General features: G+C 42.2%; 22 protein-coding genes. 10 read left to right on the forward strand and 12 right to left on the reverse strand.

Annotated features, from left to right (window positions below; genetic code table 11):
- Positions 1–37: 37 nt before the first annotated feature.
- From CKV81_RS03220 to CKV81_RS03230, 3 genes are read right to left on the reverse strand one after another with little or no spacing between them, the layout of a single operon-like run.
- A complete protein-coding gene (locus CKV81_RS03220; protein ID WP_095070345.1) occupies positions 38–670 on the reverse strand; it encodes a response regulator in 633 nt (210 codons plus the stop codon).
- Positions 660–2,615 (reverse strand): tetratricopeptide repeat-containing sensor histidine kinase, encoded by a 1,956-nt coding sequence (locus CKV81_RS03225; RefSeq protein ID WP_095070347.1) that lies wholly within the window; start codon positions 2,613–2,615, stop codon positions 660–662. Before CKV81_RS03225 ends, CKV81_RS03220 begins: the two co-directional genes overlap by 11 nt.
- A 5-nt stretch (positions 2,616–2,620) precedes the next feature.
- Positions 2,621–4,564 (reverse strand): sensor histidine kinase, encoded by a 1,944-nt coding sequence (locus CKV81_RS03230; RefSeq protein WP_169842765.1) that lies wholly within the window; start codon positions 4,562–4,564, stop codon positions 2,621–2,623.
- 177 nt (positions 4,565–4,741) lie between these two features.
- On the opposite strand from CKV81_RS03230, the gene CKV81_RS03235 reads away from it, so the two are divergent.
- The 6 genes from CKV81_RS03235 (at position 4,742) to CKV81_RS03260 (ending at position 8,470) form a co-directional block, all read left to right on the forward strand.
- Positions 4,742–5,398 carry a hypothetical protein gene (locus tag CKV81_RS03235; protein WP_095070351.1) on the forward strand — a complete coding sequence of 219 codons (657 nt, stop codon included), beginning with the start codon at positions 4,742–4,744 and terminating at the stop codon, positions 5,396–5,398.
- Positions 5,399–5,512: 114 nt separating this feature from the next.
- On the forward strand, positions 5,513–6,157 hold the full coding sequence (locus CKV81_RS03240) for a porin family protein (RefSeq protein ID WP_095070353.1): 645 nt from the start codon (positions 5,513–5,515) through the stop codon (positions 6,155–6,157).
- A gap of 121 nt (positions 6,158–6,278) precedes the next feature.
- Positions 6,279–6,767, forward strand: a complete 489-nt coding sequence (locus tag CKV81_RS03245) for a hypothetical protein (protein ID WP_157727356.1) — start codon at positions 6,279–6,281, stop codon at positions 6,765–6,767.
- The gene (locus CKV81_RS03250) at positions 6,764–7,276 is read left to right on the forward strand and encodes a DUF6252 family protein (protein WP_095070357.1); all 513 of its coding nucleotides are present in this window, start codon (positions 6,764–6,766) and stop codon (positions 7,274–7,276) included. Before CKV81_RS03245 ends, CKV81_RS03250 begins: the two co-directional genes overlap by 4 nt.
- A gap of 48 nt (positions 7,277–7,324) precedes the next feature.
- Complete coding sequence (locus CKV81_RS03255) at positions 7,325–7,804, forward strand: hypothetical protein (protein WP_157727357.1); 480 nt, start codon at positions 7,325–7,327, stop codon at positions 7,802–7,804.
- An 87-nt stretch (positions 7,805–7,891) separates the two neighbouring features.
- Positions 7,892–8,470, forward strand: a complete 579-nt coding sequence (locus CKV81_RS03260) for a c-type cytochrome (RefSeq protein WP_095074192.1) — start codon at positions 7,892–7,894, stop codon at positions 8,468–8,470.
- Between the two features lie 153 nt (positions 8,471–8,623).
- Here the strand turns inward: CKV81_RS03260 and carB are convergent, their stop codons facing one another.
- The 4 genes from carB to CKV81_RS03280 form a co-directional block, all read right to left on the reverse strand.
- Entirely contained in the window at positions 8,624–11,809 is a 3,186-nt protein-coding gene (carB, locus tag CKV81_RS03265; RefSeq protein WP_095070366.1) for a carbamoyl-phosphate synthase large subunit, read from the reverse strand.
- A 293-nt stretch (positions 11,810–12,102) separates the two neighbouring features.
- Positions 12,103–12,456: a four helix bundle protein gene (locus CKV81_RS03270; RefSeq protein WP_095070369.1), complete on the reverse strand. Its 354-nt coding sequence runs from the start codon at positions 12,454–12,456 to the stop codon at positions 12,103–12,105.
- A complete protein-coding gene (locus CKV81_RS03275) occupies positions 12,449–13,555 on the reverse strand; it encodes a carbamoyl phosphate synthase small subunit (RefSeq protein WP_095070372.1) in 1,107 nt (368 codons plus the stop codon). The genes CKV81_RS03270 and CKV81_RS03275 overlap by 8 nt, the downstream gene beginning before the upstream one ends.
- 258 nt (positions 13,556–13,813) lie before the next feature.
- Positions 13,814–14,704: an aspartate carbamoyltransferase catalytic subunit gene (locus CKV81_RS03280; RefSeq protein ID WP_095070377.1), complete on the reverse strand. Its 891-nt coding sequence runs from the start codon at positions 14,702–14,704 to the stop codon at positions 13,814–13,816.
- A gap of 445 nt (positions 14,705–15,149) precedes the next feature.
- On the opposite strand from CKV81_RS03280, the gene acs reads away from it, so the two are divergent.
- From acs to nhaA, 3 genes are all read left to right on the forward strand, one after another.
- On the forward strand, positions 15,150–17,057 hold the full coding sequence (acs, locus tag CKV81_RS03285; protein WP_095070380.1) for an acetate--CoA ligase: 1,908 nt from the start codon (positions 15,150–15,152) through the stop codon (positions 17,055–17,057).
- Positions 17,058–17,512: 455 nt separating this feature from the next.
- A complete protein-coding gene (locus CKV81_RS03290) occupies positions 17,513–19,717 on the forward strand; it encodes a RelA/SpoT family protein (protein ID WP_095070383.1) in 2,205 nt (734 codons plus the stop codon).
- 15 nt (positions 19,718–19,732) lie between these two features.
- The gene (gene nhaA / locus CKV81_RS03295) at positions 19,733–20,887 is read left to right on the forward strand and encodes a Na+/H+ antiporter NhaA (RefSeq protein ID WP_095070387.1); all 1,155 of its coding nucleotides are present in this window, start codon (positions 19,733–19,735) and stop codon (positions 20,885–20,887) included.
- Between the two features lie 9 nt (positions 20,888–20,896).
- On the opposite strand, the gene CKV81_RS03300 is transcribed toward nhaA, so the two are convergent.
- A complete protein-coding gene (locus CKV81_RS03300) occupies positions 20,897–21,910 on the reverse strand; it encodes a YihY/virulence factor BrkB family protein (protein ID WP_095070392.1) in 1,014 nt (337 codons plus the stop codon).
- Positions 21,911–21,941: 31 nt separating this feature from the next.
- On the opposite strand from CKV81_RS03300, the gene CKV81_RS03305 reads away from it, so the two are divergent.
- The gene (locus CKV81_RS03305; RefSeq protein WP_095070393.1) at positions 21,942–22,415 is read left to right on the forward strand and encodes a 23S rRNA (pseudouridine(1915)-N(3))-methyltransferase RlmH; all 474 of its coding nucleotides are present in this window, start codon (positions 21,942–21,944) and stop codon (positions 22,413–22,415) included.
- 30 nt (positions 22,416–22,445) lie between these two features.
- On the opposite strand, the gene CKV81_RS03310 is transcribed toward CKV81_RS03305, so the two are convergent.
- The 4 genes from CKV81_RS03310 to CKV81_RS03325 all read right to left on the reverse strand — a co-directional run bounded on the left by CKV81_RS03310 (position 22,446) and on the right by CKV81_RS03325 (position 25,866).
- Positions 22,446–23,621: a thioredoxin family protein gene (locus CKV81_RS03310; protein WP_095070394.1), complete on the reverse strand. Its 1,176-nt coding sequence runs from the start codon at positions 23,619–23,621 to the stop codon at positions 22,446–22,448.
- 65 nt (positions 23,622–23,686) lie between these two features.
- Positions 23,687–24,250, reverse strand: a complete 564-nt coding sequence (locus tag CKV81_RS03315; protein ID WP_095070396.1) for a phosphatase PAP2 family protein — start codon at positions 24,248–24,250, stop codon at positions 23,687–23,689.
- Between the two features lies 1 nt (position 24,251).
- Positions 24,252–24,614, reverse strand: coding sequence for a Sec-independent protein translocase protein TatB (gene tatB / locus CKV81_RS03320; protein WP_095070398.1), 363 nt, complete (start codon positions 24,612–24,614; stop codon positions 24,252–24,254).
- 28 nt (positions 24,615–24,642) lie between these two features.
- Positions 24,643–25,866, reverse strand: coding sequence for a TCR/Tet family MFS transporter (locus CKV81_RS03325; protein WP_095070399.1), 1,224 nt, complete (start codon positions 25,864–25,866; stop codon positions 24,643–24,645).
- Position 25,867 lies beyond the last annotated feature (1 nt).

Here is a 25,867-nt window from a genome sequence, read left to right on the forward strand (position 1 = left end):
GATAACTCAAAATTTGCATCTGAGAAACCCTAATAGTTCAAACTATATTATTCTGTTTTGCCACACTGATGAGTTCGGCTACATTTTTCACCTGAAATTTGTGGATGATGTTTTTGCGGTGGGTATCAACGGTGAGCGGGCTTAAAAAAAGTTCTTCGGCGATGGCGATGCTGGTTTTTCCCTCGGTTAAAAGTTTCAGGATCTCCTTTTCCCGTTTGGTAAGGCGGGGAATACCCGAAAGTTCACGTTGACACGGTTTACTGATGATTTCCTTCACTTCGTTGCAGAAAACTATGTTGCCCGAAAGCGCGCCACGTATGCAGCCGTGAAGTTCCTCAATAGTAGCATTCTTCAGCAGATAACCGCTGGCTCCGTTTTGAATACACTGCATGATGATGCTTCTTTCTGAACGGTTACTGAGCATAATAACCGATGTTTTGGGCGAAATTTTCTTAATTTCCGCGCAGAGTTCTATACCGTTGGAATCGGGCAGTGTAATATCCAGCAGCACAATATCCGCTTCATTGGTTTTAATGAAATTCCGAATTCCGGCACCATCGTTAAAAGTAGCGACAATACTAAAAAATTTTTCATTTTCAAGCATCATTTTCAGACCCTGAATAACGATGGGATGGTCGTCGACGATGACGATGCTGATGTTATGCGACATGGGTGTTGATTTCTATATTAACGGAGGTTCCCTGGTTTTCTGCGGACTGGATTTCCATTTTACCTTTGAGGAAATCGACCCGGTTCTGCAGGTTTTTCAAACCGAGACTTTTCACTTTGCTCATTTCACTTTCGGTGATGCCTTTGCCGTTATCTTCCACCGTGATATAAAATTCCTCGGCGTTCTGCGAGCACTGCACCAGAATATTGTCTGCCCCCGAATGTTTCACAGCATTGTTCAGCAGTTCCTGCACGATTCTGTAAATGTTTACCTGCAAATTCAGCGGCAGATTTTTCTGAATGTTAATCGCCTGAAAATCGATGGTTAAACCGTCTTTCATATAAAATTCACAAAGATCTTTCAGTGCGATTTCCAGCCCGAAATTCAGCAAAGATTCCGGCATCAGATTTCGGGCAACACGGCGAAGTTCGGAAACTGAGGAATCCAGCTGGTTCAGAATTTTGTGAAAACTTTCATATTGGTTTTCTTCCAAATGATTACTGCTCCAGGTGGAGAGATTGATTTTCACACCGGCCAGCATACCGCCAAGCCCGTCGTGGAGGTCTTTGGCCACGCGTTCGCGCTCGCGTTCTTCCCCATCCAGAATAGCTTTGGTAACTTTCAGCTGTTCCGTCTGTTCTTTTTCCTTAAGCTGTTGCTGCAGGTTGATTTCTCGCTGTTCGGCAATTTTTCTTTTATTTTTCAGATGGTTATAGATGTAAATTCCCCAACTTAGAAAAAGCAATGCTGCGAATCCCAGCATCCACATATACTGGTTCTTTTTGTTGATTTCCAGCTCATTTTTAGCAATCTGTTTTTCTTTTTCAGCCGTACGGAATTTGGTTTCCATCATCAGCGCTTTCGAATTCCGTTCCTCAGCCAGCAGACTGTCGCTTAAGGATTTGGTTTCTAATTGATGGTGGTAAGCGTTTTTGTAATCGCCAACATCTGCATACAGTAATGACATTTCATTATGAAGAATTTGTGCATTGAGTTTCATTGACATCAAATTGCGATTGTCCATCACTGATTTTAAAACCTTTATTCCTTCTTCCGACCTATTTAAATTCCTAAGAGTAAAGGCTTTTTGATAAATAAGTCCAAAATAATCATGTGGAAGTACTATTTTCTGTTTCAAACCTTTGTTTAACTGCTCTAGAGAATTCTCATAATTCTTATACAGTTGAAAATATTTAGCATAAACCAGATAAAACGGTACTGACATTGGATTGTCAGGATATTTTTCCAATACCTTCTCCGCATTTAAAAGATAAACTTTGGCCTTAGGCCCATTATTCATATATAAATAAGATTGCGCGGCATTTGTATTAATTTCAATTTTACGCTGACTGTTAATATAGTTGGCGGGCTCTTTTTCAATAATCTTCAGAGATTGATCGTAATAATCGATTGATTTTTTGTATTGTTTTCGGTCGTACATCTCAGCACCAATGTCATTAAGATACTGAGCCTGTAAATCATTTCTCCCGGCTTTTATTGCCAATGGAATTGACTTCGTTAATATTATCGAAAGAAATTCATCAGAATTATCCTTATAATCCTCCATTGTTCCATAGTTATGCCAGGCTCTGGCGGTAAGAATCAATGCTTCTTTGTGTTGCTGATCTTTTAGAATATCAATGGCTCTCTTATAAAAATACTGGGCTCTATCAACTTCAATCCCAAAAAACTGCTGCCCAAAGGTAAACTGAACTTTTCCCTTTAAATACTTATTGTTCTCAGGAATTAGTTTCTGGGCTTTTTTGATGTAGGAAATAGCTTCCACAGTATCAATATCAGAGAGGTAATTGGCAATTTCCAGAAGCAGATCGGCCTTTTTTAACGCATTTTTCTCCTTTTTCACCAGGGTTTCCAAACTGTCTCTTTCCTGCGCCGGAAAAACGCAGGGAACAAGAAAAAGCAGCAACCAAAATAGATTCTTCATGATTTCTACGCTACTGCGCCGGTTTTTACTTCAATATTTATGGTGGTTCCTTCATTCTGAATACTCTGGATATCCATTTTACCTTTCAGAAAATCGACCCGGTTTTGCAGGTTTTTCAAACCGAGACTTTTCACTTTGCTCATTTCACTTTCGGTGATGCCTTTTCCGTTGTCTTCCACCGTAATGTAGAACTCTTCAACGTTCTGCGAGCACTGCACCAATATATTATCGGCGTTGGAATGCTTGACAGCGTTGTTCAGCAGTTCCTGCACGATTCTGTAAATGTTTACCTGCAAATTCAGCGGCAGATTTTTCTGAATGTTAATCGCCTGAAAATCGATGGTTAAGCCGTCTTTCATATAAAATTCGCAGAGATCTTTCAGGGCGATTTCGAGTCCGAAATTTAGCAAAGATTCCGGCATTAGATTTCGGGCAACACGGCGAAGTTCGGAAACTGAGGAATCCAGCTGGTTCAGAATTTTGTGAAAACTTTCATATTGGTTTTCTTCCAGATGATTACTGCTCCAGGTGGAGAGATTGATTTTCACACCGGCCAGCATACCGCCAAGCCCGTCGTGGAGGTCTTTTGCAACTCTTTCGCGCTCGCGTTCTTCCCCATCCAGAATAGCTTTGGTAACTTTCAGCTGTTCCGCCTGTTCTTTTTCTTTCAGTTTTTGCTGAAGATTGATTTCGCGCTGTTCCGAAAGTTTTTTCTTGTTGCGGAAATAAAAATAAGTGAACACACCCGCACCTAAAAAAACAAGTGTTGTAATAATAAATGTCCGCATATACTGGTTTTTTTTGTTGATTTCAAGCTCCTGAACCGCCAGCTGTTTTTCTTTTTCGGCTGTGCGGAACTTGGTTTCCATCTCGTTGATGGCTTCGTTTTGGCCAATAATTTTCATGCTGTCTGAAACGGCAATTCTTTTTTTGGCGTAATGAAATGCATCTCTAAACTTCCCCTGTTTTTCCTCGAGCATCCACAGCTCGTCATAAATAGTGGCAAGGTTGTCGGCATGGTTCTGTACATAAACTCTATTTTGTAAAAGTTTTTTCAGCGTTGCAGAAGCTTCGCTATAAAGTCCCAAATTTGCCTGTGCCTTCGATTTCATAAAGGTGAGGCGAGTGAGATGGTAGGGGTTTTGACTTTTTTCTGCCAAGCTCAAGCCTTCCGAAGCTTTTTTTAAAGATTCAGCTGCATTGCCCGTATATAGAAAATAAACACTTTGTAGGTGCAGCAGTTCATTATGGAAATCGGGATTGTTATTTACGGCTAAGGATTTTTGCATCAGATCCAGTCTGCGTTTTGCATTGGGATAGTCTTCTTTTTTCAAAAATATTTCTGCAGACATTAGTTGCGCTGTTTCCGCAACACTCTTTGCCTGAGCGGAATTCCCCTTCTGGTTCGCTGTATTGATGGCGTGTTCCGCATATTGTACGGCCTTGTCCAAATTTTCGTCGTTGTAGAAAATGATTGCCGCTGTAAGATAATTGTTTGCGAGAAAAGATTTGTCGGCCGCTTTTTTAGACTCGGGAATCGCGTGGTTCATCATCACCTTCATTGCCTCGTGCGCATTTCCCATACGCTGCTCATCGGCTACTACATTGGTCCACAGCATAGCGCGCAGATTTTGTGCCTCCGCAGAATTTTCGTTTCCTAAAATTTCCAATCCTTTCAAATGATGTGCTTTTCCCTTTTTCGGATTTTTTGGCATTTCGTAGAAACCCCATGAATTTTGTAGGCGTGCCTGCCCTACTTTATGGTTTTTGGGGGTTAGCTCTTCCGCCTTTTTCAGATAAGAAAGAGCCTTAACCGAATCTCTTTGTGCGGTGAACATAACCAACTTCAGATAAACTTCCGCTTTTTTAACCGGATCTTTCTCTATGGCAGCAACACGCAGCAGGCTGTCGGTTTTCTGCGCATATACGAGGTTAAATAGGACTAGCACACTAAAAATGAGAACCCTGCACATCACCAGTATTAATTTGATTTAAAGTTAATCAAAAATAAAAAGAGATGAATATCAAAAAAATACCTAAAAACAAGTAGAAAAAAATACTGAATTAGAGGCGTGGCATTACCCAAAACGGTTTCTCATTTTTGGGTTATTAAACCCCCTTAAAAAATGACACTTTTGAAAAAACTGCTGACGCCCCTGATAATACTGGCAGCTGCGACGTGGGTGAGTGCACAGACGGATAACCGTAAAGAGGTGATGCCGGAAAAAGTGCAGTTCAACAGCGCTGAAGCCAAAGAAATGCTGGCACTGGGAAAATCTACAATCAACGGAACGGCCGTTGCCCGTGAATATACTGACAACAACATCAGAAAAAATTATCTGAACGTCATCATCGGAATGGACGTTACAGGAACCAAACACCTCGCTCCGGAAGGAACTGTAGTGATGCTTTTTCCCTACACCGAATATTTTAAGGAATATCTAAAATTGAGAGACCGGTACGCACAGAGCAGAAAGTACGTTGCCGTACTGTCGAAAGACGCTTTCAGCCACCGTTTGGAAGCGAAAGTGGGGCGCGGTGGAAAATTCAGCTTTCCGCAAATGAAGCCCGGCAAATATTATATCGAAACCAACTTCACCTATGTAGGAACTGGTCTGGACTATGTTCAGGTAGGCCGTACAGATTATTACAACGGATACGGTAATCATATGCGTTCGGAACCCATTTATCAAGGCTATAATTACAATTATCTGGATTCAAAAGTAGAATCAAAGATTGTGACCGTAAAGGAAGACGGAACAACCGTCGACATTAAACTTTAACGATTTACGAAAAAGTACTCAGCACTGCTCCCCTATGGAATATGAAACTGCGACCGTGAAAATAAACAAAGACGTTGAACAGAACATAAAATAACTTATAAAAACAACAAAGCTATGATTCGAAAAATCTTATTACTGTCTGCCGGAATAATCTTTTCCGGAATGTACAGCCAGCAGACCAGATTTGGACTAAAAGCCGGCTATACCTACTCAAACTTCAACTCAAATGTTGAAGGAGCCAATCAAAATTTTGAACCAAAATCCGGATACTACGCCGGACTTATCGCAGAAAAACGCTGGAGCGAAAAATTAGCAACGCAGGTAGAGGCAATCTACGCCAATTTGGGCAGCCAGACTATTTCCGAAAATGCTAGTGTTACAGTAAAGCAGAAAAACCACCTACACCGGCTGGTGGTTCCTGTTTCGCTAAAATATGACGTAACCTATGAGCTGGGAGTTCTTGCGGGAGGTTATTTATCTTCAAAAATAAGCAACAATGTAAAGTTTAAAACTTCAGGAGATATTGGGGTAACCGATGAAGAGCTGAAAGAACTTGAAAAAGAAACCAAAAAATACCTGGACGATAACCTTAAGTCTTCAGAATTTGGCGTGCAGTTCGGCATAGATTACAGGGCCTTCAAAAGCGTGTACATAGAGGCAAGATACAGCCTCGGCCTCTCCAACATGATTAAAAACCCCGCAAATGACGAGAAATTGACCATGAGTTTTCTGCAGGCAGGTATTGGTTATAAATTTTAAAACTACCAAAAAATAAGTAGAAAAAAATACTGATTTGCAGCGATTGAAACCTGAACCCAGATGGTCAAAATTTGTAAACAGAGAAACAATCGAAATAAGTAAACTTTTAAAATCACACATTATGAAAAACGCAGTATTAGCAGCAATAATATTTACAGCTGCATCCACGGCAAATGCGAAAGCACAAAGTATCTTCGATAAAATAGACAGGCTCGCCGGAAAGGTAGAAAGTGCCACCTACAAGGTGGACAGAGCTGCAAACGCAGCAGACAGGGCAGGAAAAACAGGAGGAAAACTAGCAGGAATGCTTGGCAAGAAAAAAGAAAACTCAACAGCTTCCCTCACTGATACAAATGGAGCGAACAAAACGGTAATAACCGTCTCCGGCATGGAGATGGAAAAATTGCAGAAACTGAATGACCTTTTAGAAAATACAGACGGTGTAACCTCCTCTAAAATGAAATACAGCAGTGGGAGATCTACGATTACAGTCATTCACCAAGGCGATACCCAAAACCTAATGCGTAAAATAAATGCAAAAGCTAACGGCGTGTACACCAGCCAGAATATTACCGAAATGGAAGATGGCCTGGTAACGTTGAAGTTATGAGATCCGTACTTCTATACCTGGCACTTGGTCTTGTTTTCTACCTCTCGTCATGCAGAGATGAAGGCGGCGGATCAGGCGGTTATTTTATCCGGATGAAGGTGAACGGAAACCTAAAAAAGGGAGATATCTCCCAAACACGAAGCTTCCTGACAGATTATCAGGCTGTAGTGGGAGATACTCAAAAGAATTTTACTCAACTTATGGTTGTTTCAACTAACCTCAACGGAAAAAATTTTGAAATGCTATCATTTTCTCTTAATGAATTCACAGGTGTGGGAACCTATTCTCTTGCCGAAGACGACCCACGGACCAGTGCACAATACGGCGAAGATGTAAACAACAGCAGTAAAATTTATCCCAAGCATTCAGGACAAATGATTATAACCGAATTTAAGGATAATAAAGTGAGAGGAACTTTTGAATTTGTTGGAAAAAATTACGAAACTGGGCAGACGGTTAGTATCACAAACGGTGAATTCTATTTAGAAGCACAGAAAAATGTTCTTTAATGTGAAATCTTATAGGAAAAAAAAGGAATAACAATTAAAAATAAATTTATGAAAACAATGTACAAAAAAATCGTGTTGAGAAGCATGATGCTTCTATTGGCTGTAGGCCTTGTGTTTGGAATTTCCTCCTGCAGCAGAGATGATGATGGCGGCGGTTCAGCTAAGGATGGAGATATGTATAAAATCACCATAACCCTGAATGGTGTAGATGCTAATGATTATGTAAGTTTAAGCTGTGCTGCATCGGATGCTGCGGCTACCACCTCGGTGTGGAAGATCAACGGAGTAACACAGAACGGGCAGATAGGTGTAGGCCTAAACGAAACCAATTTTACAGGTAGTACCAAAACCTACGTTCTGGAAACAAATTTTAAAGTACTTGCTTTAGCAGCGGGAGGACAGATCATCAACTATGGTGGTGCTATCACGGGATCTTACAAGATTGAGAAAAATGGAAATGTAGAAGTTAATGAGACAATAAATCTCTCAGCAGATGGAGCAAGTTGGAGTAAACAGTTTAATTTTTAATTAGTTTCATAGTTCATACAGTTAATAATTTTTCAGAAGAGAATCTCGGGGTTGCAACCGGGATTTTCTTTCCTTAAAAAAAAAATCATGAAAGCATTATCTATATCCGCCGCCTTTTCAGCTATATTTTTAATTTCTTGCCAGAAAACCTCTACTCCCGACCCGGATCAAAAACCATTTGCAGTACAGGATTCTGCCTCACTGGTTAAAAAAGGTGAATACCTCGTCACCATCACCGGCTGCAACGATTGCCACACGCCCAAGAAAATGGGACCGAAAGGTCCGGAACTGATTGAAGAACTTCTCCTCTCAGGTTTTCAGGGCAAGAACGCCATACCTGAATTTGATAAAGAAAGAACCCAGAAAGGTTTTGCACAGATGAGCCCGGATATGACGGCCGCCGCCGGACCTTGGGGAGTCTCCTTCGCCGCCAATATCACACCGGATGAAACCGGAATTGGAAGCTGGACTTTTGAACAGTTCAAAACCGCGATTACCCAAGGAAAATACAAAGGACAGGAGAACGGCAGGCCGCTTTTACCACCTATGCCATGGCTCAATTATACCGAAATGAAAGATGAAGATTTGCGGGCTATTTTTGCTTATTTGAAGTCGATAAAACCTGTGGAAAATGTGGTGCCAGCACCTAAACAATTTGAAAAATAAATTAAAAAAAATTGTGTTAAAAACCAAATGATGCAGGCCGAGAATCGTCTAAACGAAAAACCTCTTTGCATCAGGAGGTCGGGATAAAACGCAAAAAAAAGCCGTTTTCACCAGTTGTGAGACGGCTTCTTTATTATTTTCCATCGTACAGCATCACATCGCATCCATCTGGAAATTCATACTTTCCACCACCTTCAAAATAGCTTCCACAGTATCCATCGATGTCAGACACGGAACGCCGTTTTCCACCGACATTCTGCGGATCTGGAAACCGTCCCGCTCAGCCTGTTTTCCTTTGGTCATTGTGTTTACGACGTACTGCACTTTTCCTTTTTGGATCAGGTCGATCAGATTCACATCTTCCTCCCCGATTTTATAACCGATCTTGCACGGAATTCCTTTTTCCTCGAAATGTTTTGCCGTGCCTTCGGTTGCCCAAATCCGGAACCCTGTTTGGTGGAATCTGCGGGCCAAAGCAGCGGCTTCATCCTTGTGCTTATCAGCAACGGTAAAGAGAATTGAACCGTGAGTCGGCACTTTTCTTCCGGCACCAATGAGGCCTTTGTACAGGGCTTTTTCCAGCGTGGAATCTTTGCCCATCACTTCGCCGGTGGATTTCATTTCCGGGCCTAAGGAAATATCGACTTTCGTGAGTTTTGAGAATGAGAAAACCGGAACTTTAACGAAAACACCGTCTTTTTCAGGAACCAGTCCGTTTTCATGACCGAGATCTTTCAGTTTGGCTCCGAGAATGGCTTTGGTAGCCAGATTAGCCATCGGAACATCCGTGATTTTTGAAAGGAAAGGCACCGTTCTTGATGAGCGCGGATTCACCTCAATCACATAAACCTGGTTTTCAAATAAAACGTATTGAATATTCATCAAACCAATCACATTGAGACCTTTAGCCAATTTTTGGGTATAATCTACTAACTGCTCCATGCATTTTTCATTGATATTCTGTGGCGGATACACCGCAATCGAGTCACCGGAGTGAACGCCGGCCCTTTCGATATGCTCCATAATTCCGGGAATGACCACGGTTTCGCCGTCGCAGATCGCATCCACTTCCACCTCTTTTCCGGTCATGTATTTGTCGACCAAAACCGGTTTTTCCGGATCCACTTCCACCGCATGTTCCATATAGTGCGAAAGTTCTTCCTCGTTGTAAACAATTTCCATCGCGCGACCGCCCAACACATAACTCGGGCGAACCAAAACCGGATAACCTATTTCATTGGCAATGCCGATTGCGCCTTCTTTGGAGTAGGAGGTCTGCCCTTTCGGTTGCGGAATTCCCAGTTCCTGAAGTGCTTTTTCAAATTTATCGCGGTTTTCGGCTCTGTCCAGATCTTCCAGCGAAGTTCCCAAGATCTGAACGCCGTGCGCAGCCAGTTTATCCGCCAAATTAATCGCAGTTTGTCCGCCAAACTGTACGATCACGCCTTTTGGTTTTTCCAGTTCGATGATGTTCATCACATCTTCTTCGGTCAACGGTTCGAAATAAAGTTTATCTGAAACCGAGAAATCCGTGGAGACCGTTTCAGGATTATTATTGATGATAATCGCCTCGTAACCCATCTCCTGAATCGCCCAAACCGAGTGCACTGTGGCATAATCAAACTCTACACCCTGTCCGATTCTGATTGGCCCGGAACCCAAAACGATGATCTTTTCTTTGCCTGAGACCACGCTTTCGTTCTCGTCCTCGTAAGTTCCATAGAAATACGGCGTCTCACTTTCAAATTCCGCAGCGCAGGTATCGACCATTTTGTAAACCGGCATTATACCGTTCTGCTTGCGGATTTCAAAAACTTCGCGGTTGGTGATTCCCCAAAGATAGCCGATGTTTACGTCGGAAAATCCCAGTTTTTTGGCTTCGAGTAAAATTTCGTTGTTAAATTTATTCTCCGAAATCGTTTTTTCAAAATCGACCAGTTTCTTCATTTTCCAAATGAAAAATTTGTCAATTTTGCTCCATTCCACGAGTTGTTCCCAGTCGTAACCGCGCCTCAAGGCATCACCGATGATGAAAAGTCTTTCGTCGTCGGCCACTTTTATTTTGCGTTCCACTTCAGCAGGATCGGCAAAAAGCGCATCGGCCTGTTTTTTCTTTAAACCTAAATGGCGGATGCCCGTTTCCAGTGAACGGATCGCTTTTTGCAGAGATTCCTCAAAATTTCTACCGATGGCCATCACTTCGCCCGTTGCTTTCATTTGGGTTGAAAGCCGGCGGTCTGCGGTTTCAAATTTATCGAAAGGAAAACGCGGAAACTTGGTCACCACATAATCCAGAGCCGGTTCGAAACACGCGTAAGTCTTTCCTGTAACCGGATTCATGATTTCGTCCAAAGTCAAACCAACGGCAATTTTTGCAGCGATTTTTGCAATCGGATAACCGGTCGCCTTACTCGCCAACGCCGATGAACGCGAAACCCTTGGATTTACTTCGATGATATAATAATTGAAAGAATGCGGATCCAGGGCCAACTGTACGTTGCAGCCACCCTCGATTCCCAGTGCGCGAATGATTTTCAAAGAAGCATTTCGCAGCAACTGATATTCCCGGTCTGAAAGTGTTTGCGAAGGCGCCACCACGATGGAATCTCCGGTGTGAATGCCCACCGGATCGATGTTTTCCATATTGCAAACCACGATGGCGTTGTCATTAGCGTCGCGCATCACTTCGTATTCAATTTCCTTGAAACCGGCGATGGATTTTTCAATCAAACACTGCGTTACCGGCGAATATTTCAGGCCGAGTTCGGCAATTTCTTTCAGTTGGGTTTCATCATTTGCGATTCCGCCACCGGTTCCGCCCATCGTAAAAGCGGGGCGAACAATCACCGGATAACCGATTTCTTCGGCAAACTTCAGCGCGCCTTCCACGGTGTTCACAATGTCGGATTCCGGAACAGGTTCATTGAGTTCGTGCATCAGTTCACGGAAAAGGTCCCGGTCTTCAGCCTGGTTGATGGCCGAAAGTTTTGTTCCCAAAACTTCCACATTGCACTCTTCCAGAATTCCCGATTTTTCCAATTCCACGGCCATATTCAGTCCCGTTTGTCCGCCCAAAGTCGGTAAAAGCGCATCAGGCCTTTCTTTACGAATGATATGACTTACAAACTGAAGCGAGATCGGTTCTATATACACTTTATCAGCGATTTCCACATCCGTCATAATCGTAGCCGGATTGGAGTTGATGAGAATCACGCGGTAGCCTTCTTCCTTCAGTGAAAGGCAAGCCTGCGTCCCCGAATAATCAAATTCTGCGGCCTGTCCGATGATGATGGGACCGGAACCGATAACGAGGATGGTTTTTATATCTGTTCTTTTCATTTTTTATTTAGATTCGAGAGCCGAGAACCGAGATTCTAGACTGTATTATTTTTAGATTCGAGAGCCGAGAACCGAGATTCTAGACTGTATTATTTTTAGATTCGAGAGCCGAGAACCGAGATTCTAGACTGTATTATTTTTAGATGCTAGAGCCGAGAACCGAGATTCAAGACTGTATTATTTTTAGATGCTAGAGCCGAGAACCGAGATTCTAGACTTTTATTTTGTTTAGATGCTAGAGCCGAGAACCGAGATTCTAGACTTTTATTTTGTTTAGATGCTAGAGCCGAGATTCAAGAATTTAATTTCTGCTTGAAACTATAAATCATTTTCTGAATTTCCAGCAAATCAGCAAGAATTTCACTTGCTAAATCATCCTTAATAAGTTCTAAGTCTTTTGCTAAAATTAGCTGTGTCTGAAGTTCAAAAGCTGACCCCAAAGCAATTGCCAGAAAATGATTGAATTCTTTATTATTGTTTCGTCCACTTCCTTCAGCAATATTTGAAGGAATTGATACAACACTTCTTTTCATTTGAGAAATAAGTCCGAATTTTTCATCGGCAGAAATATTTTGGCATATCAAATAGATATTCTTTGCCAGAACAATTGATTTCTGCCAAAAAATTAATTTCTCGAAATTATGCATAGTCTTGATTCTTGGTTCTAGGCTCTTGGCTCTTAAATTTTTCCATCATATCAATAAACTCATCAAACAAATAATTCGCATCTTCCGGGCCGGGGCTTGCCTCCGGGTGATATTGCACAGAGAAACAAGGATGAATTTTGTGACGGACACCTTCGTTGGTACGGTCGTTCAAAGCGATGTGGGTTTCTTCGAGGTCGGTATTTTTCAAACTTTCCTGATCCACTGCATAACCGTGATTTTGTGAAGTAATCGCGACTTTGTTTGATTTTAATTCCAAAACAGGATGATTTCCACCGCGGTGGCCGAATTTCAGTTTATAAGTTTTCGCGCCGCAAGCCAGAGAAATCAACTGGTGGCCAAGGCAAATCCCAAAAATCGGAACTTTCCCCAGAATTCCGCGAATCATTTCCTGAGCGTGCGGCACATCTTGAGGATCGCCGGGACCGTTGGAAAGCATCACGCCGTCTGGTGCCATAAGCATAATATCCTGAGCAGTTACATTTTGTGAAACAACCGTTACATCGCAATCGCGCTGGTTGAGCTCGCGCAGAATTCCGTTTTTTGAACCGAAATCGACCAAAACTACTTTGAAACCGCGTCCCGGACTTGCATAACTGCTTTTCGTGGAAACGTTAATGACCTGGTCTGTAGGAAATGTTATGGATGAAAGTTCTTCCACAACAGTTTTTTCATCTGCTTCTGCATTGACGATTTTTCCCTTGACAGTCCCTTTATCGCGGATTAGTCTGGTCAGGCGTCGCGTATCGATTCCTGAAATCCCGCTGAGATTTTTGGCTTTAAAGAATTCATCCAGTGAAAGCAGCGATCGGAAATTGGATGGAAGGTCGCAGATTTCTTTTACAATTAAACCTTTTATAGCCGGTTCAATGCTTTCATAATCGTCGCGGTTGATGCCGTAATTTCCGATCAGCGGATACGTCATACAAACGATTTGCCCTGCATAGGACGGATCCGAAAGCAGTTCCTGATAACCGGTCATTCCTGTGTTGAAAACCACTTCTCCTTCCGTATCGGCATTCGTTCCGAAACCTGTTCCGTGAAAAACTTCACCGGACTCCAATATTAATTTTTTCTTCATTTTTTAGATTCTAGAGTCAAGAACCGAGAACCGAGAGCCGAGATCCGAGAATCAGGAATTAAGATTCCAGACTCCGGAACCGGATTTGAGACTCACGTCTACGACTGCAATTTATTTTTAAAAGTATAAATCATTTTCTGTATTTCAATTAAATCAGACAGCAGTTTGCCGGCATTATCCAGATTTAACAGATTCAATTCTTTCGGCAATTTTAATTGAGTTTGGGGCCTTGGCTCTCGCGGTTATCCCGTCTTGGCTCTATTCAAACTCAAATCCCTTACTTTCCAGAGCATGTTTCAGAATCGCCATTCTCGCGAAAACGCCGTTTTCCATTGCTTTAAAGATTCTGGATCTTTCACATTCCACCAAATCGCTGTCGATTTCCACGCCGCGGTTGATGGGTGCCGGGTGCATGATAATCGCTTCGGGTTTCATCGCTTTTTCGCGTTCTTTGGTTAAACCATATTTTTTGTGGTATTTACCCAGAGAAATCTGCATTTTCTCGCCGTGGCGTTCGTGCTGGATCCTCAGTAAAATTAAAACATCTACTTCTTTCACCAAATCGTCGAGTGCAACAAAAGTTCCGTTGATGATCGCTCCTTCGTCAAACCATTCGGAAGGCCCTGAAAAATAAACTTTCGCACCCAGTTTTCTCAATGCCTCCGCATTGGAATTGGCGACGCGCGAGTGTTTTACGTCGCCTACAATACCGATCTTCAAACCTTCAAATTTTCCAAATTCCTGATAGATCGTCAACAGATCGAGCACTGTTTGTGTCGGATGGGAACCTTTTCCGTCGCCGCCGTTGATTACCGGCAAATCTATGCTTTCGAGCTCCTTATAATATGCATCCTGGAAATGGCGAATCACAACAAGATTAACACCCAAAGCTTCCAAAGTTTTTACGGTATCGTAGAGGCTCTCTCCTTTATTTACAGAGCTTGTACTCACATCAAACGGCACAACCTGCAAACCCAGTTTCCTTTCAGCAATATCAAAACTAGTTTTGGTACGCGTACTGTTTTCATAAAATAAGTTGGAAACAAAAATTTCGGATTTTGCTTTTGAAATTTTTCCGTTTGCAAAAGCATCGGCATCGTTCAACAGCTCTTTGATGGTTTCCGGCGCCAGGTCGCTAATTGTGAGCATAATAGGTAGGTTTTAATATAAAAAAAACGAAGCCAATAAGACTTCGTTAGATAAAATAAATATTGTCGATATCGGCATTGCCGCCGAATGATAAATCGTCTAAAGGATTCGTTGCATTCATTGGCTGCAAAGATATAAATTTTCGCTTAATAAATAATTGTGAACGAGATTTTAAATTAAAATTTATACTATATTGCCAATTAAATATGACGGCAAGGAATTCCAAATTCCATCCACGATTGATAATGAAGTGATTATCGGGGAAATTCAGGAAAAAATAAAGGAATATAGGGAAATGGATTAAGGGTTTGAGGATGTGAGTCGTGAAGCCGTTGGGTCGTACGTTATGAAATGGAAATGATACACCTTGTAATAATAAACGATTGAACTATTAAAAATTATTGAACCTTACACCTTAATCATTTAACTTTAAAACTAAGAAAATATGAAAAACTTGTATATCGATGATCTGCCCGATTATTTTAAGCAGTACAAAAAATCAATCAAAAACCCTAAAAAATTCTGGGGCAAGATTGCGGATGAGGGATTCGTGTGGTATCAACGCTGGACGAAAGTGGTGGATTTCGATATGGAGGAAGCCAAAATCAAGTGGTTTAAAAACGCCAAACTGAACATTACGAAAAATTGCCTGGACCGGCATTTGGCAGACCGTGGCGAAAAAACTGCAATTATCTGGGAACCGAACGACCCCAAGGAGAAAGCGCAACACATCACTTACCGCGAACTGCACGAAAGGGTGTGCAAAATGGCGAATGTTCTCACCGATCTGGGAATTCAGAAGGGCGACCGTGTGTGTATTTACCTGCCCATGATTCCCGAACTTGCGGTGACGATGCTGGCGTGCGCAAGGATGGGTGCGGTGCATTCGGTGATTTTTGCGGGATTCTCGGATACGGCGGTGGCATCGCGCGTGAACGACTGCGGGGCGAAACTGATTGTATGCTCGGATGGCAGTTACCGTGGCAACAAAGCGATTGATTTAAAGGGAATTATCGACAAAGCGGCAGAAAAATGCCCCACTGTGGAGAAAGTTTTGGTCGTAAAAAGAACCGGCGGCGAAGTGAAGATGAAGGAAGGCCGGGATTTGTGGCTGGAACCGCTGTATGCGAAGGCTTCGAGCGATTTTGTATCTAAAATCATGGATGCGGAAGACCCGCTTTTCATCCTTTATACTTCGGGATCTACCGGGAAGCCGAAAGGCATGCTGCACACAACCGCCGGTTACATGGTATACACGGCTTATACTTTTAAAAATGTGTTCAATTATCGCGAAAACGACATTTACTGGTGCACGGCGGATATCGGCTGGATTACGGGACATTCGTATATTTTATACGGTCCGCTCGCTAACGGTGCCACAACGGTAATTTTCGAGGGTGTTCCTACTTATCCTGAACCCGACCGTTTCTGGGAAGTGATCGACAAACATAAAGTTACACAGTTCTATACCGCTCCTACTGCGATCCGCTCTTTGGCGAAAGAAAGCAATGAATGGGTGGAGAAACACGATTTGTCGAGTCTGAGAGTGATTGGCTCCGTTGGCGAACCTATAAACGATGAAGCTTGGCACTGGTACAACGACCACGTCGGCAAGAAAAAATGCCCGATTGTGGACACCTGGTGGCAAACGGAAACGGGAGGAATCATGATTTCACCGATTCCTTTTGTGACACCTACAAAACCAACTTATGCCACCCTTCCGCTACCGGGAATTCAGCCGGTTTTGATGGATGACAAGCGCAATGAAATCACTGGAAATCAAGTGGATGGAAATTTATGCATCCGTTTTCCGTGGCCGGGAATTGCGCGGACGATATGGGGTGACCATCAGCGTTATAAAGAAACCTATTTCACCGCTTTTCCGGGGAAATATTTTACGGGAGACGGTGCTTTACGCGATGAAACCGGGTATTACAGAATTACCGGACGTGTGGATGACGTGATCATCGTTTCCGGACACAACCTTGGAACCGCACCCATTGAGGACAGCATCAACCTGCACCCTGCCGTGGCTGAATCTGCGATTGTTGGCTATCCGCACGATATTAAAGGAAATGCGCTCTATGGTTTTGTGATTCTGAAAGAAACCGGTGAAGGCCGTGACAAGGAAAATTTAAGAAAAGAAATCAACCAGATGATTACCGATACGATTGGGCCGATTGCAAAACTGGATAAAATCCAGTTCGTAAGCGGACTTCCGAAAACGCGTTCCGGAAAAATCATGCGCAGGATCCTGAGGAAAATTGCGGAGGGAGATTTCTCCAATTTCGGAGATACTTCGACGTTGCTGAATCCTGAGATTGTGGATGAGATTAAGGATGGACGCCTCTAACAACTAGCTGAAAAGAATTTTTTTCATTAGGATTTATTAACCTTTTGAAGGCGTGAAAACTCAAAAAATCTCAATATTCGATAATGCTTTAATATAAAACCTGAATTAATCTTCAGGTTTTTTTTGATTTCACAATAAAATCAAAAATAATTATTAAATATTTGTTAAATATTACTTCAACTATATCAATGAACAAATAATGGACTTAATTTTGCAACAATTTTTTACAGAGGAACAAACAATTATAGTTCTTCATATCAAATTAAATTTTTCAATACCAGATCCGCTACACCCATAGCGGATTTTTTATTTATACCTAAAAAAATTGTAATAAATTTTAAAAAATACAACCATCAAATTTAACAACTAAAATGCCCTGCTGGACACATTGAGCGTACTTTTTACTTGCAAAATTGAGGGCTTTTTCCTATTTTCGTAATATTAAAGGCACACAGATGGTTTACGATCTAGAACAGGAAAACAAGGAGATTCTCGCGAGGTACAGGGATTTGATAGCCAATACCTACCGAACCCTGGATGAGGAACAGAATAAACTCATCCGGAAAGCCTTTGATATAGCGTTAGATGCCCACAAAGACCAGCGCAGGAAAAGTGGCGAACCCTACATTTACCACCCCATCGAAGTCGCTAAAATCGTAGCCAACGAAATTGGCCTCGGGGCCACTTCCATTGCCTGCGCCCTTCTCCACGATGTGATTGAAGATTCTGAATACACCTACGATGACATCAAGAAAATTTTTGGCGAAAAAATCGCAGACATCGTCAACGGGCTCACCAAAATCTCGGTGATGAACCACCAGAATATTTCGGTACAGTCGGAGAATTACAGGAAATTACTGCTCACTCTTTCGGAAGATTTCCGAGTGATTCTGATTAAAATTGCCGACCGCCTCCACAATATGCGGACTTTGGAGAGCATGGCACCCGACAAACAGAAAAAAATCGCGTCTGAAACGGTTTACATTTACTCACCTTTAGCTCACAGGCTGGGTTTTTACAACATTAAATCTGAGCTTGAGGATTTGTCTTTAAAATACAACAATCCGGATGTTTATAATGAAATTCTCGGCAAACTCGAAATTGCCAACGAACACCGCGAGAAGTACGTAGAAGAATTCAAAAAAGAAGTTTCGGAGCGACTTAAGGAAGAGGGATTGAATTTTACGATCAAAGGCCGTGCAAAAGCCATTTCTTCCATCTACCGGAAGATGCTGAAACAGGGTGTGCCTTTTGAAGAGGTTTTCGACAACTACGCCATCAGGATCATCTATAAATCTGATGCCAAGAACGAAAAATTCCTGGCGTGGAAAATTTATTCCATCGTAACAGACCTTTACCACAGTAATCCGCTGCGCATGCGCGACTGGATTACACAACCGCGCTCCACCGGTTACGAAAGTTTGCACCTCACCGTTCTTGGGCCAGATAAAAAGTGGATCGAAGTACAAATCCGTTCCGAGAGAATGGACGATATCGCTGAAAAAGGTGTTGCTGCACATTACAAATACAAGGAAGGCTTCAGGCAAAATCCGGATGAAAGAAATTTCGAGCAGTGGGTTTCTGAGATCCGCGAGGTGCTGGAGCAGCAACAAAATCTTTCTACCACGGAGCTTTTAGATAACATAAAACTCAATTTATACTCTAAAGAAGTTTTTGTTTTTACGCCGAGAGGTGAAATCAAGATTCTTCCGAGAGGCTCCACGGCTTTAGATTTTGCTTTTGCAGTACACTCCGATCTTGGAACAAAATGTCTCGGTGCGAAAATCAACGGCAAACTCGTTCCTATTTCGCACGTTTTGCAGAACGGCGACCAGGTTGATATCCTCTCATCACAAAACCAAAAACCTAAGTCGGATTGGCTGGAGTTTGTGGTAACTTCGAAGGCAAAATCCAAGATTAAAGCATATCTTAATTCCGAAAAAAACCATTTGGTACAGGAAGGCAAGGAAATGCTGCAGAGGAAGCTTCGCCACGCAAAGCTCAACTTCAATGATGATGAAGTGAACAAGATGCAGAAATTCTTTAACCTGAAAACTTCGCAGGAACTCTTCCTGGCGTTTCAGGATGGGAAACTGGATACGGGCGACCTTAGGAAGTATATTGAAAGCAAAAATGTTCTTAGTAATTTACTGAACCGATTCCGCAAATCACCCGTTAAGAACGATGTTTACGAGGAAGTGCAGCCAAGCAATCTCGATATGATTGTCTTCGGTAAAGATGAAGAAAAGCTGAATTACTCCTTCGCAAAATGCTGCAACGTCATCCCGGGTGATAAAATTTTCGGATTCATCACAATTTCAGACGGAATAAAGGTGCACAGCGACAACTGTCCGAACGCGATCAACCTTCGGGCACAGTACGATTATCGTGTAATGCCTGCAAAATGGGTAAACGCGGAAAGCTTCAAAAACCGTGTAAAGATCGAGATCGAAGGCCTGGACAGAATGGGAATGATCAACGACATTACACAGGTCATCAGTAACAGTATGAGCATGGATATGAAGAGTATGTCAATTTCCTCAAACGACGGGGTGTTTACCGGAAGCATAAATCTTGAAGTAAAAAACAAACACCAGCTTGAAGAAACCTTCAAAAAACTTAAAAACATCAACGGCGTTTCGAAAGTAAAGCGCGTATAACCTTTAAAATCAGCGATGGAATTAACAAAATATTTTAAAAATTTTTTTCAAAAAACACAGTCCTCGGGAATCTTACTTTTAATCTGCGTACTGATTTCGCTTATGGTTGCCAACTCAGTTTTGGGAGAGGGTTTCCAGAATATTTTAGATTCCAAAATTGGCCCGTATTCCGTAAGTATGTGGATAAATGACGGATTAATGGCAGTTTTCTTTCTGCTGGTGGGTTTAGAAATCAAACGTGAGGTCATCGAAGGTGAGCTTTCTTCATTTAAAAGCGCTTCGCTGCCCATTTTCGCTGCTATCGGCGGAATGCTGGTTCCAGCAGGGATTTACGCACTTTTCAACAACGGAACCGCTTATGAAAACGGTTGGGGAATTGCCATGGCCACTGATATTGCTTTCTCGCTTGCCATTGTGTCGATGCTTGGCCGCAGAGTGCCGCCAGCCATCAAGATTTTTCTCGCAGCACTCGCCATAGTAGACGATTTGGGCGCCATTTTGGTGATTGCCATTTTTTATACCGACCAAATTCACTGGACTTATCTTTTGTTGAGCGGCGGAATCATCCTTTTGTTGATGGCATTGAATTATTATAAAGTTACCAAACATATCTTTTATCTTATTCCTGGTGCTTTTCTGTGGTACTTTATGCATCACTCAGGCATTCACGCGACCATTGCCGGTGTTTTACTGGCGTTTACGATACCAACCAATGAGTCTGCAACTGAAATTTCACCGCTTGAAAAACTGGAACACCAACTGCACATACCGGTAAGTTTCTTCATCATGCCGATTTTCGCTTTGGCAAATACCAATATCATGTTCAAACCCGGAATGGTAGAAGGCCTTTTCACCAATTTCGGAATGGGAATCATCTTAGGTTTATCTTTGGGTAAAGTTATAGGCATCAGTCTTTTTTCATTTATTGCAATTAAAATGAAATTAAGTTCACTGCCAGACAGAAGTACCTGGAGCCACTTGATTGGCGTCGGATTTTTGGCAGGAATTGGATTCACCATGTCGATTTTCATTGCATTGCTTTCCTTTAAAGGCCAACACGATTTGCAGGAAGAAGCCAAATTTGCGATTCTTTTTGCATCAGTACTTTCAGGGTTGATTGGTTATATTTTGCTGAAAAATATAGCGAAAAAGAAGAAACACAGAATTTAAGCGGGACCTTTAATTGTAGCTTGATGCTTCATCCTCAAGATTAATGGTATGCTCGGACGGAATCTTTTCCTCTGAACGTTCAGGGTGGAAATTTTCGGCTTCTTTTTTAATCTCGTCCGAAATCAGTTTTTCAAGGCGGACGCGTCTTATAGCCAGATTTAATTCATTACCAAAAAGTAAGAGGTAAACATTCACATTTACCCAAACCATCAGCAAGATCATCGTTCCGATGGAACCGTAAAGTACATTGTAGCGGGCAAAATTTCTTGCATAAATGGCAAAAAGATAAGTTGTGAGCACGAACAGGACTGTGGTCAGAATGGCTCCGGGAACCGCCTGTTTGAACTTGGTAATCTTCACCGTTCCTATCCAGTAGAAAAACGCTAGAAGTATAAAATAAAACAGCGGAAATGATATGAAACCAATGATTTTCGAGAGGTTGTCTACAAACCAGGAAATATCATAGCTCGGCGTAAATAGCTTTAACACAACTTCCGAGTAATAAATCCCGAAAATCGACAGTAGAACCACGCTTATAAAGCCGATGGTGATGAAGAATGCGACGATAAACTCCTTTACATCATTATGTTTTTCTTCGGTATTTTCATTAAACCCGTCAATGAGTGCAAAAGTACCGTTGGTAGCGAAAACAAGGGCGAGAATAATTGTAATATTGCTGATGCTGGACGTGTTCGGAATAATGTTCTGCTGTATATAATTCACAACATCACTTTCAATTTTTCCGGGAAATATTTTGTGCATCAGCACTTCAAAAATATAAAACTGAAGCTTGTCGTAATGAGGTAGAAACGGCAAAACTGAAAGCAAAAAGAGGATAAAGGGAAACAGCGAAAACACAAAGTTCCAGGAAATTGCCGCCGCCTTTCTGCCGATCTTGTTTTTAAAGATCCCCTGTATGTAAATCTCGAACATTTTGTACAGAGAAATCCCGAGGAAGGGAATATGAATCCCATCCAGGAATGCGTGGATTTTTCGGATAAATCCCGGCGTTTTTACTGTCATTAAAGTATATTTGCAGTAACAAAGATAAGAAATGCGGATTAATATACTGTGCATCGGAAAAACCGACGACAGGGAGATCAAAAACCTGATTGACTATTATACGGCACGCCTGCCGAAGCACTGGAATTTTGAAATGACCGAAATTCCGGATGTGAAAAATGCCCGTAATTTAAGTCCGGATTTACTGAAAAAGGAAGAAGCCAAGCTTTTTCAGAATTATTTTGAAAACAGCGATCTGGTGATTCTGCTGGATGAAAAGGGAAAACAGTATACCAGCCGCGAATTTGCACAAAAAATGGACAGCTGGATGAACTCTTCCGTTAAGAAGATCAATTTTTTGATTGGTGGAGCTTACGGTTTTTCTGATGAAATTTATCAGCGTGCCAACGAAAAGATTGCACTCTCAAAAATGACTTTTACACACCAGATGGTTCGCCTCTTTATGGTGGAACAGTTTTACAGGGCCGACCAAATTTTGCAGGGAAAGCCTTACCACAACGATTAAAAAAACGGAGGAAAAATCCTCCGCCCCTGTTTATTTCATACTGTCGAGCAGTTTTTGTGTATCAGCAACATCCTCTCCTTTTGCCTTGCCTAAATCTACAGCTTTCTGCGCCCAAATTTTCGCACTGGCTTTATCACCAATTTTGTTATAGAGGTTTGCAAGGGTGTCTGTGTTATAGAATCCTTCCTCTTTCTTCACTGATATTTTTGCCCATTCCAAAGCTTTTTGCAGCGAAGTATTATTGCTTACTCGCTCAAAGAAAGTCCACGCGGCACTGTTTAATTCATCAGCATCGAAGTTTTCAGCTTCCCTGTAATAATCCAGAGCCAATTTTTCATACGCAGCATAATCTTTTGCAGAAAGTGCCAATCTCATTTTGAGAGCATTAAGCTGTTTCTGCGCTTCTTCCCTTGTCATCAGTTTTAAAGCTTCATCCATAAAGATTTTTTCGTCCAAAACTTTAGTTTCCTTGTTGTAAGCTTTCGCCCTCACGGTATTCAGCTTTATAGCTTTTTCAAAATTATCAGCTTTGAAAGCTGGTGCCGCAGCCACAATCAGCGATTTATCTCTAAGGTATATTTTGTAGAATTCGTCATCGATCGTTTGTACAGAATTCAGCAGCATTCCCAAATCTTCTTCGCCATAGCCACTTCCCGCAGGCTTATTGGCAAAATATCTGGAAGCAATTTTCGGAGCAAGCTCACGGTCTCTGTATGCCATCGCTTTATAGTAGCTTTTCAAAAGAGTAAGATCTTTATCGCCGGCATCGAATTTTTTCTTTAAGACCACCACCTGTTTTGTAGGGTCGTTTGCCTCTTCGCCTACTTTTACAAATGCGTCCGGTTCGTAGTAACCAACTCCGGTGTGGATCAGTTCACCATCGCCATTGACCCAAATATAAGTCGGGAAAGCCTTGATATTGTATTTTTTCGCAATGTCGATGCCCTCGCCTTTCTCCATATCGATTTTGGCATTGATGAATTTTGCGTTGTAGAAATCACCAACCTGCTGGGTTGTGAAGACGTTTTTAGACATCAGTTTGCATGGGCCGCACCAGGTTGTGAAAGCGTCAACGAAAAGAAGTTTATTTTCTTTTTTTGCTTTTGCCAACAGTGTTTTGAAGTTGCCCTCGTCAAATTTAATCCCTCCCTGCGCATACGAAAGCGCAAGCGAGAAACACAGTAAAAGTGAAAAGATTTTTCTCATTATTTAATTATCGAACATTTAAATTACATCCTATAAAAGTACCGAATTTTTACCGAAATCCGAAATTATCTTCTGCCTTTTCGCGAAATTGTTTTTAAGGTGAGATTAGACATGAGACCCCCGATAAAAAAGCCTACTGCTGCGCCGAACAGAATATCCAGCGGAAAATGAACCCCAAGATAAATGCGGCTGTAAGCCACAGTTGCCGCCCAGATGAAAAGTAAAAACGGGAGATACCTGAACGTTGTTCTGAGTAAAACGGTAATAAACGTTGCTAAAAAAAATGTATTTGAAGCGTGTGCCGAATAAAACCCGAACTGTCCGCCGCATTTCACCTCCCGCATCAGATCGTCGAGCGAAGGATCATGACAGGGACGCAGACGAGCGATCCCATACTTGAAAACGCTGGCCAACTGGTCTGATATCGTAACACCAATCGCTATGAAAATCACGATATATATCATGTTTTTCCAACCGAAGGTTTTGTAAAGAAGATAAACCAGAATAATGTAAAGCGGAATCCAGACCGCAGTACCCGAAACCATAATCCAGAACTGGTCGAAAGCCGTACTCCCCAGATTATTGAGGTACAGAAAAGCGGCTTTGTCTTCCTGGATAATTTCGTTCATATTATCTGCTTACAGGACCTTCGTGACTGTCATCGTCAACCGGTTTCAGTGATGGTTTTTTCTCGGGATTAACTGTAGATGGCTGCAGTTCAACGGAATTTTTGATTTGATTAAGCTCCTGATTGATTTCGGTCATCGGATTGTAATCTTTTGCCGCCTCTTTTACTTTTTCGATCTCGCGCTTTATTTCCGAAACCGGATTGTCGGCTTCTCTCATAATTTCAGTTTTAATATCCTCCATAGCGCCGCGCATCTTGCGAACGCCGGTACCCAAATCGCGGGCAATGGTGGGCAGTTTATTTGGTCCGAATAAAACGATGATTAACAGTGCGATAACCACCATCTCCATAAATCCTAATTCCATGGTGCGAAATTACAAAACAATTTTTTGATTAAGGCTTTTTCCTGTTATTAAAAACATAATAAACAATAACCGCACTAATTCCCATCAGAATAAAACCAAGGAAAAACGGTGCGCCCGGAAACTTGAACGGTGCTTCATCGTGGGTGAAATAATAAAATGTATTGGTCATCAGTGGCGGACCTACTATCGCGGTTAAACTAACCAAACTCGCCAGGGCACCCTGAAGCTCGCCCTGTTCGTTTTTCGGAACCTGGGCGGAAATTGTGGACTGCAGTGCCGGTCCTGCAATTCCGCCTAAACCATAAGGAATGAGGAACGCAAACATCATCCAGCTTTTGGTGGCGAAAGCGAACAGAATCATCCCCAGAGAGTAGAGCAAAAGCCCGTAAAAAATGCTCCTTTCGCTGCCGATTTTCGGTTGAATGAACCGGATGAGATATCCCTGTACCAAAGCGGCCATAAATCCTGAAACACCAAGTGAAATCCCAACCATTCTCTCAGTCCAGCTGAATTTATACATGGTGAAGAACGTCCAGTTGGTCTGCACAGCGTGTCCGGCAATGTATACAAAAATAAGCGCCACGATCAGTCCAAGGATTTCAGGATATTTTTTCAGCTGAAGCAGTGAGCCCACAGGGTTTGCACGTCTCCAGTCGAAAGGACGCCGATGCTTCTTGTCCAGACTTTCAGGTAAAATGAATAATCCATAAAGGAAATTAATCAAACATAAAGCCGATGCCGCATAGAAGGGAATTCGGGGGCCATAATGTCCCAAAACTCCGCCCACGACCGGCCCAATGATAAAACCAAGTCCAAATGCAGCGCCGATGAGTCCAAAATTTTTAGCACGGTCTTCGTCTGTAGAAATATCCGCGATATAAGCGCTGGCCGTCGTAATACTCGCACCGGTAACACCGGAAAAAATACGACCGACAAACAGCCAGAAAATACTCGGAGCCAAAGCCTGAATCAGAAAATTAATGGAAAAACCGAGCAACGAAAAAAGAATGATTGGCCTTCTGCCAAATTTATCACTCAAACCACCCAAAACTGAAGCAAAAACAAACTGCATCGAGGCATACACAAAGCTCAGCCAGCCCCCGTACTGTGAAGCAACGCTCAGGTCCGGATTATGAATGAGTTCCTGAATCAGCTTCGGAACTACCGGAATAACGATGCCCCAGCCTGTAATATCAATCAGGAGTGTGATAAAGATAAATCCAATGGCAGCTGATTTCTGATTTTTTCTCATA

The organism is Chryseobacterium taklimakanense (assembly GCF_900187185.1).
In the GTDB taxonomy this organism is placed as follows: domain Bacteria; phylum Bacteroidota; class Bacteroidia; order Flavobacteriales; family Weeksellaceae; genus Planobacterium; species Planobacterium taklimakanense.

Coding starts and splice junctions, on each gene's coding strand:
- CKV81_RS03220 (WP_095070345.1), bottom strand. CDS start 670: ATGTCGCATAACATCAGCATCGTCATCGTCGACGACCATCCCATCGTT.
- CKV81_RS03225 (WP_095070347.1), bottom strand. CDS start 2,615: ATGAAGAATCTATTTTGGTTGCTGCTTTTTCTTGTTCCCTGCGTTTTT.
- CKV81_RS03235 (WP_095070351.1), top strand. CDS start 4,742: ATGACACTTTTGAAAAAACTGCTGACGCCCCTGATAATACTGGCAGCT.
- CKV81_RS03240 (WP_095070353.1), top strand. CDS start 5,513: ATGATTCGAAAAATCTTATTACTGTCTGCCGGAATAATCTTTTCCGGA.
- CKV81_RS03245 (WP_157727356.1), top strand. CDS start 6,279: ATGAAAAACGCAGTATTAGCAGCAATAATATTTACAGCTGCATCCACG.
- CKV81_RS03250 (WP_095070357.1), top strand. CDS start 6,764: ATGAGATCCGTACTTCTATACCTGGCACTTGGTCTTGTTTTCTACCTC.
- CKV81_RS03255 (WP_157727357.1), top strand. CDS start 7,325: ATGAAAACAATGTACAAAAAAATCGTGTTGAGAAGCATGATGCTTCTA.
- CKV81_RS03260 (WP_095074192.1), top strand. CDS start 7,892: ATGAAAGCATTATCTATATCCGCCGCCTTTTCAGCTATATTTTTAATT.
- carB (WP_095070366.1), bottom strand. CDS start 11,809: ATGAAAAGAACAGATATAAAAACCATCCTCGTTATCGGTTCCGGTCCC.
- CKV81_RS03270 (WP_095070369.1), bottom strand. CDS start 12,456: ATGCATAATTTCGAGAAATTAATTTTTTGGCAGAAATCAATTGTTCTG.
- CKV81_RS03275 (WP_095070372.1), bottom strand. CDS start 13,555: ATGAAGAAAAAATTAATATTGGAGTCCGGTGAAGTTTTTCACGGAACA.
- CKV81_RS03280 (WP_095070377.1), bottom strand. CDS start 14,704: ATGCTCACAATTAGCGACCTGGCGCCGGAAACCATCAAAGAGCTGTTG.
- acs (WP_095070380.1), top strand. CDS start 15,150: ATGAAAAACTTGTATATCGATGATCTGCCCGATTATTTTAAGCAGTAC.
- CKV81_RS03290 (WP_095070383.1), top strand. CDS start 17,513: ATGGTTTACGATCTAGAACAGGAAAACAAGGAGATTCTCGCGAGGTAC.
- nhaA (WP_095070387.1), top strand. CDS start 19,733: ATGGAATTAACAAAATATTTTAAAAATTTTTTTCAAAAAACACAGTCC.
- CKV81_RS03300 (WP_095070392.1), bottom strand. CDS start 21,910: ATGACAGTAAAAACGCCGGGATTTATCCGAAAAATCCACGCATTCCTG.
- CKV81_RS03305 (WP_095070393.1), top strand. CDS start 21,942: ATGCGGATTAATATACTGTGCATCGGAAAAACCGACGACAGGGAGATC.
- CKV81_RS03310 (WP_095070394.1), bottom strand. CDS start 23,621: ATGAGAAAAATCTTTTCACTTTTACTGTGTTTCTCGCTTGCGCTTTCG.
- CKV81_RS03315 (WP_095070396.1), bottom strand. CDS start 24,250: ATGAACGAAATTATCCAGGAAGACAAAGCCGCTTTTCTGTACCTCAAT.
- tatB (WP_095070398.1), bottom strand. CDS start 24,614: ATGGAATTAGGATTTATGGAGATGGTGGTTATCGCACTGTTAATCATC.
- CKV81_RS03325 (WP_095070399.1), bottom strand. CDS start 25,866: ATGAGAAAAAATCAGAAATCAGCTGCCATTGGATTTATCTTTATCACA.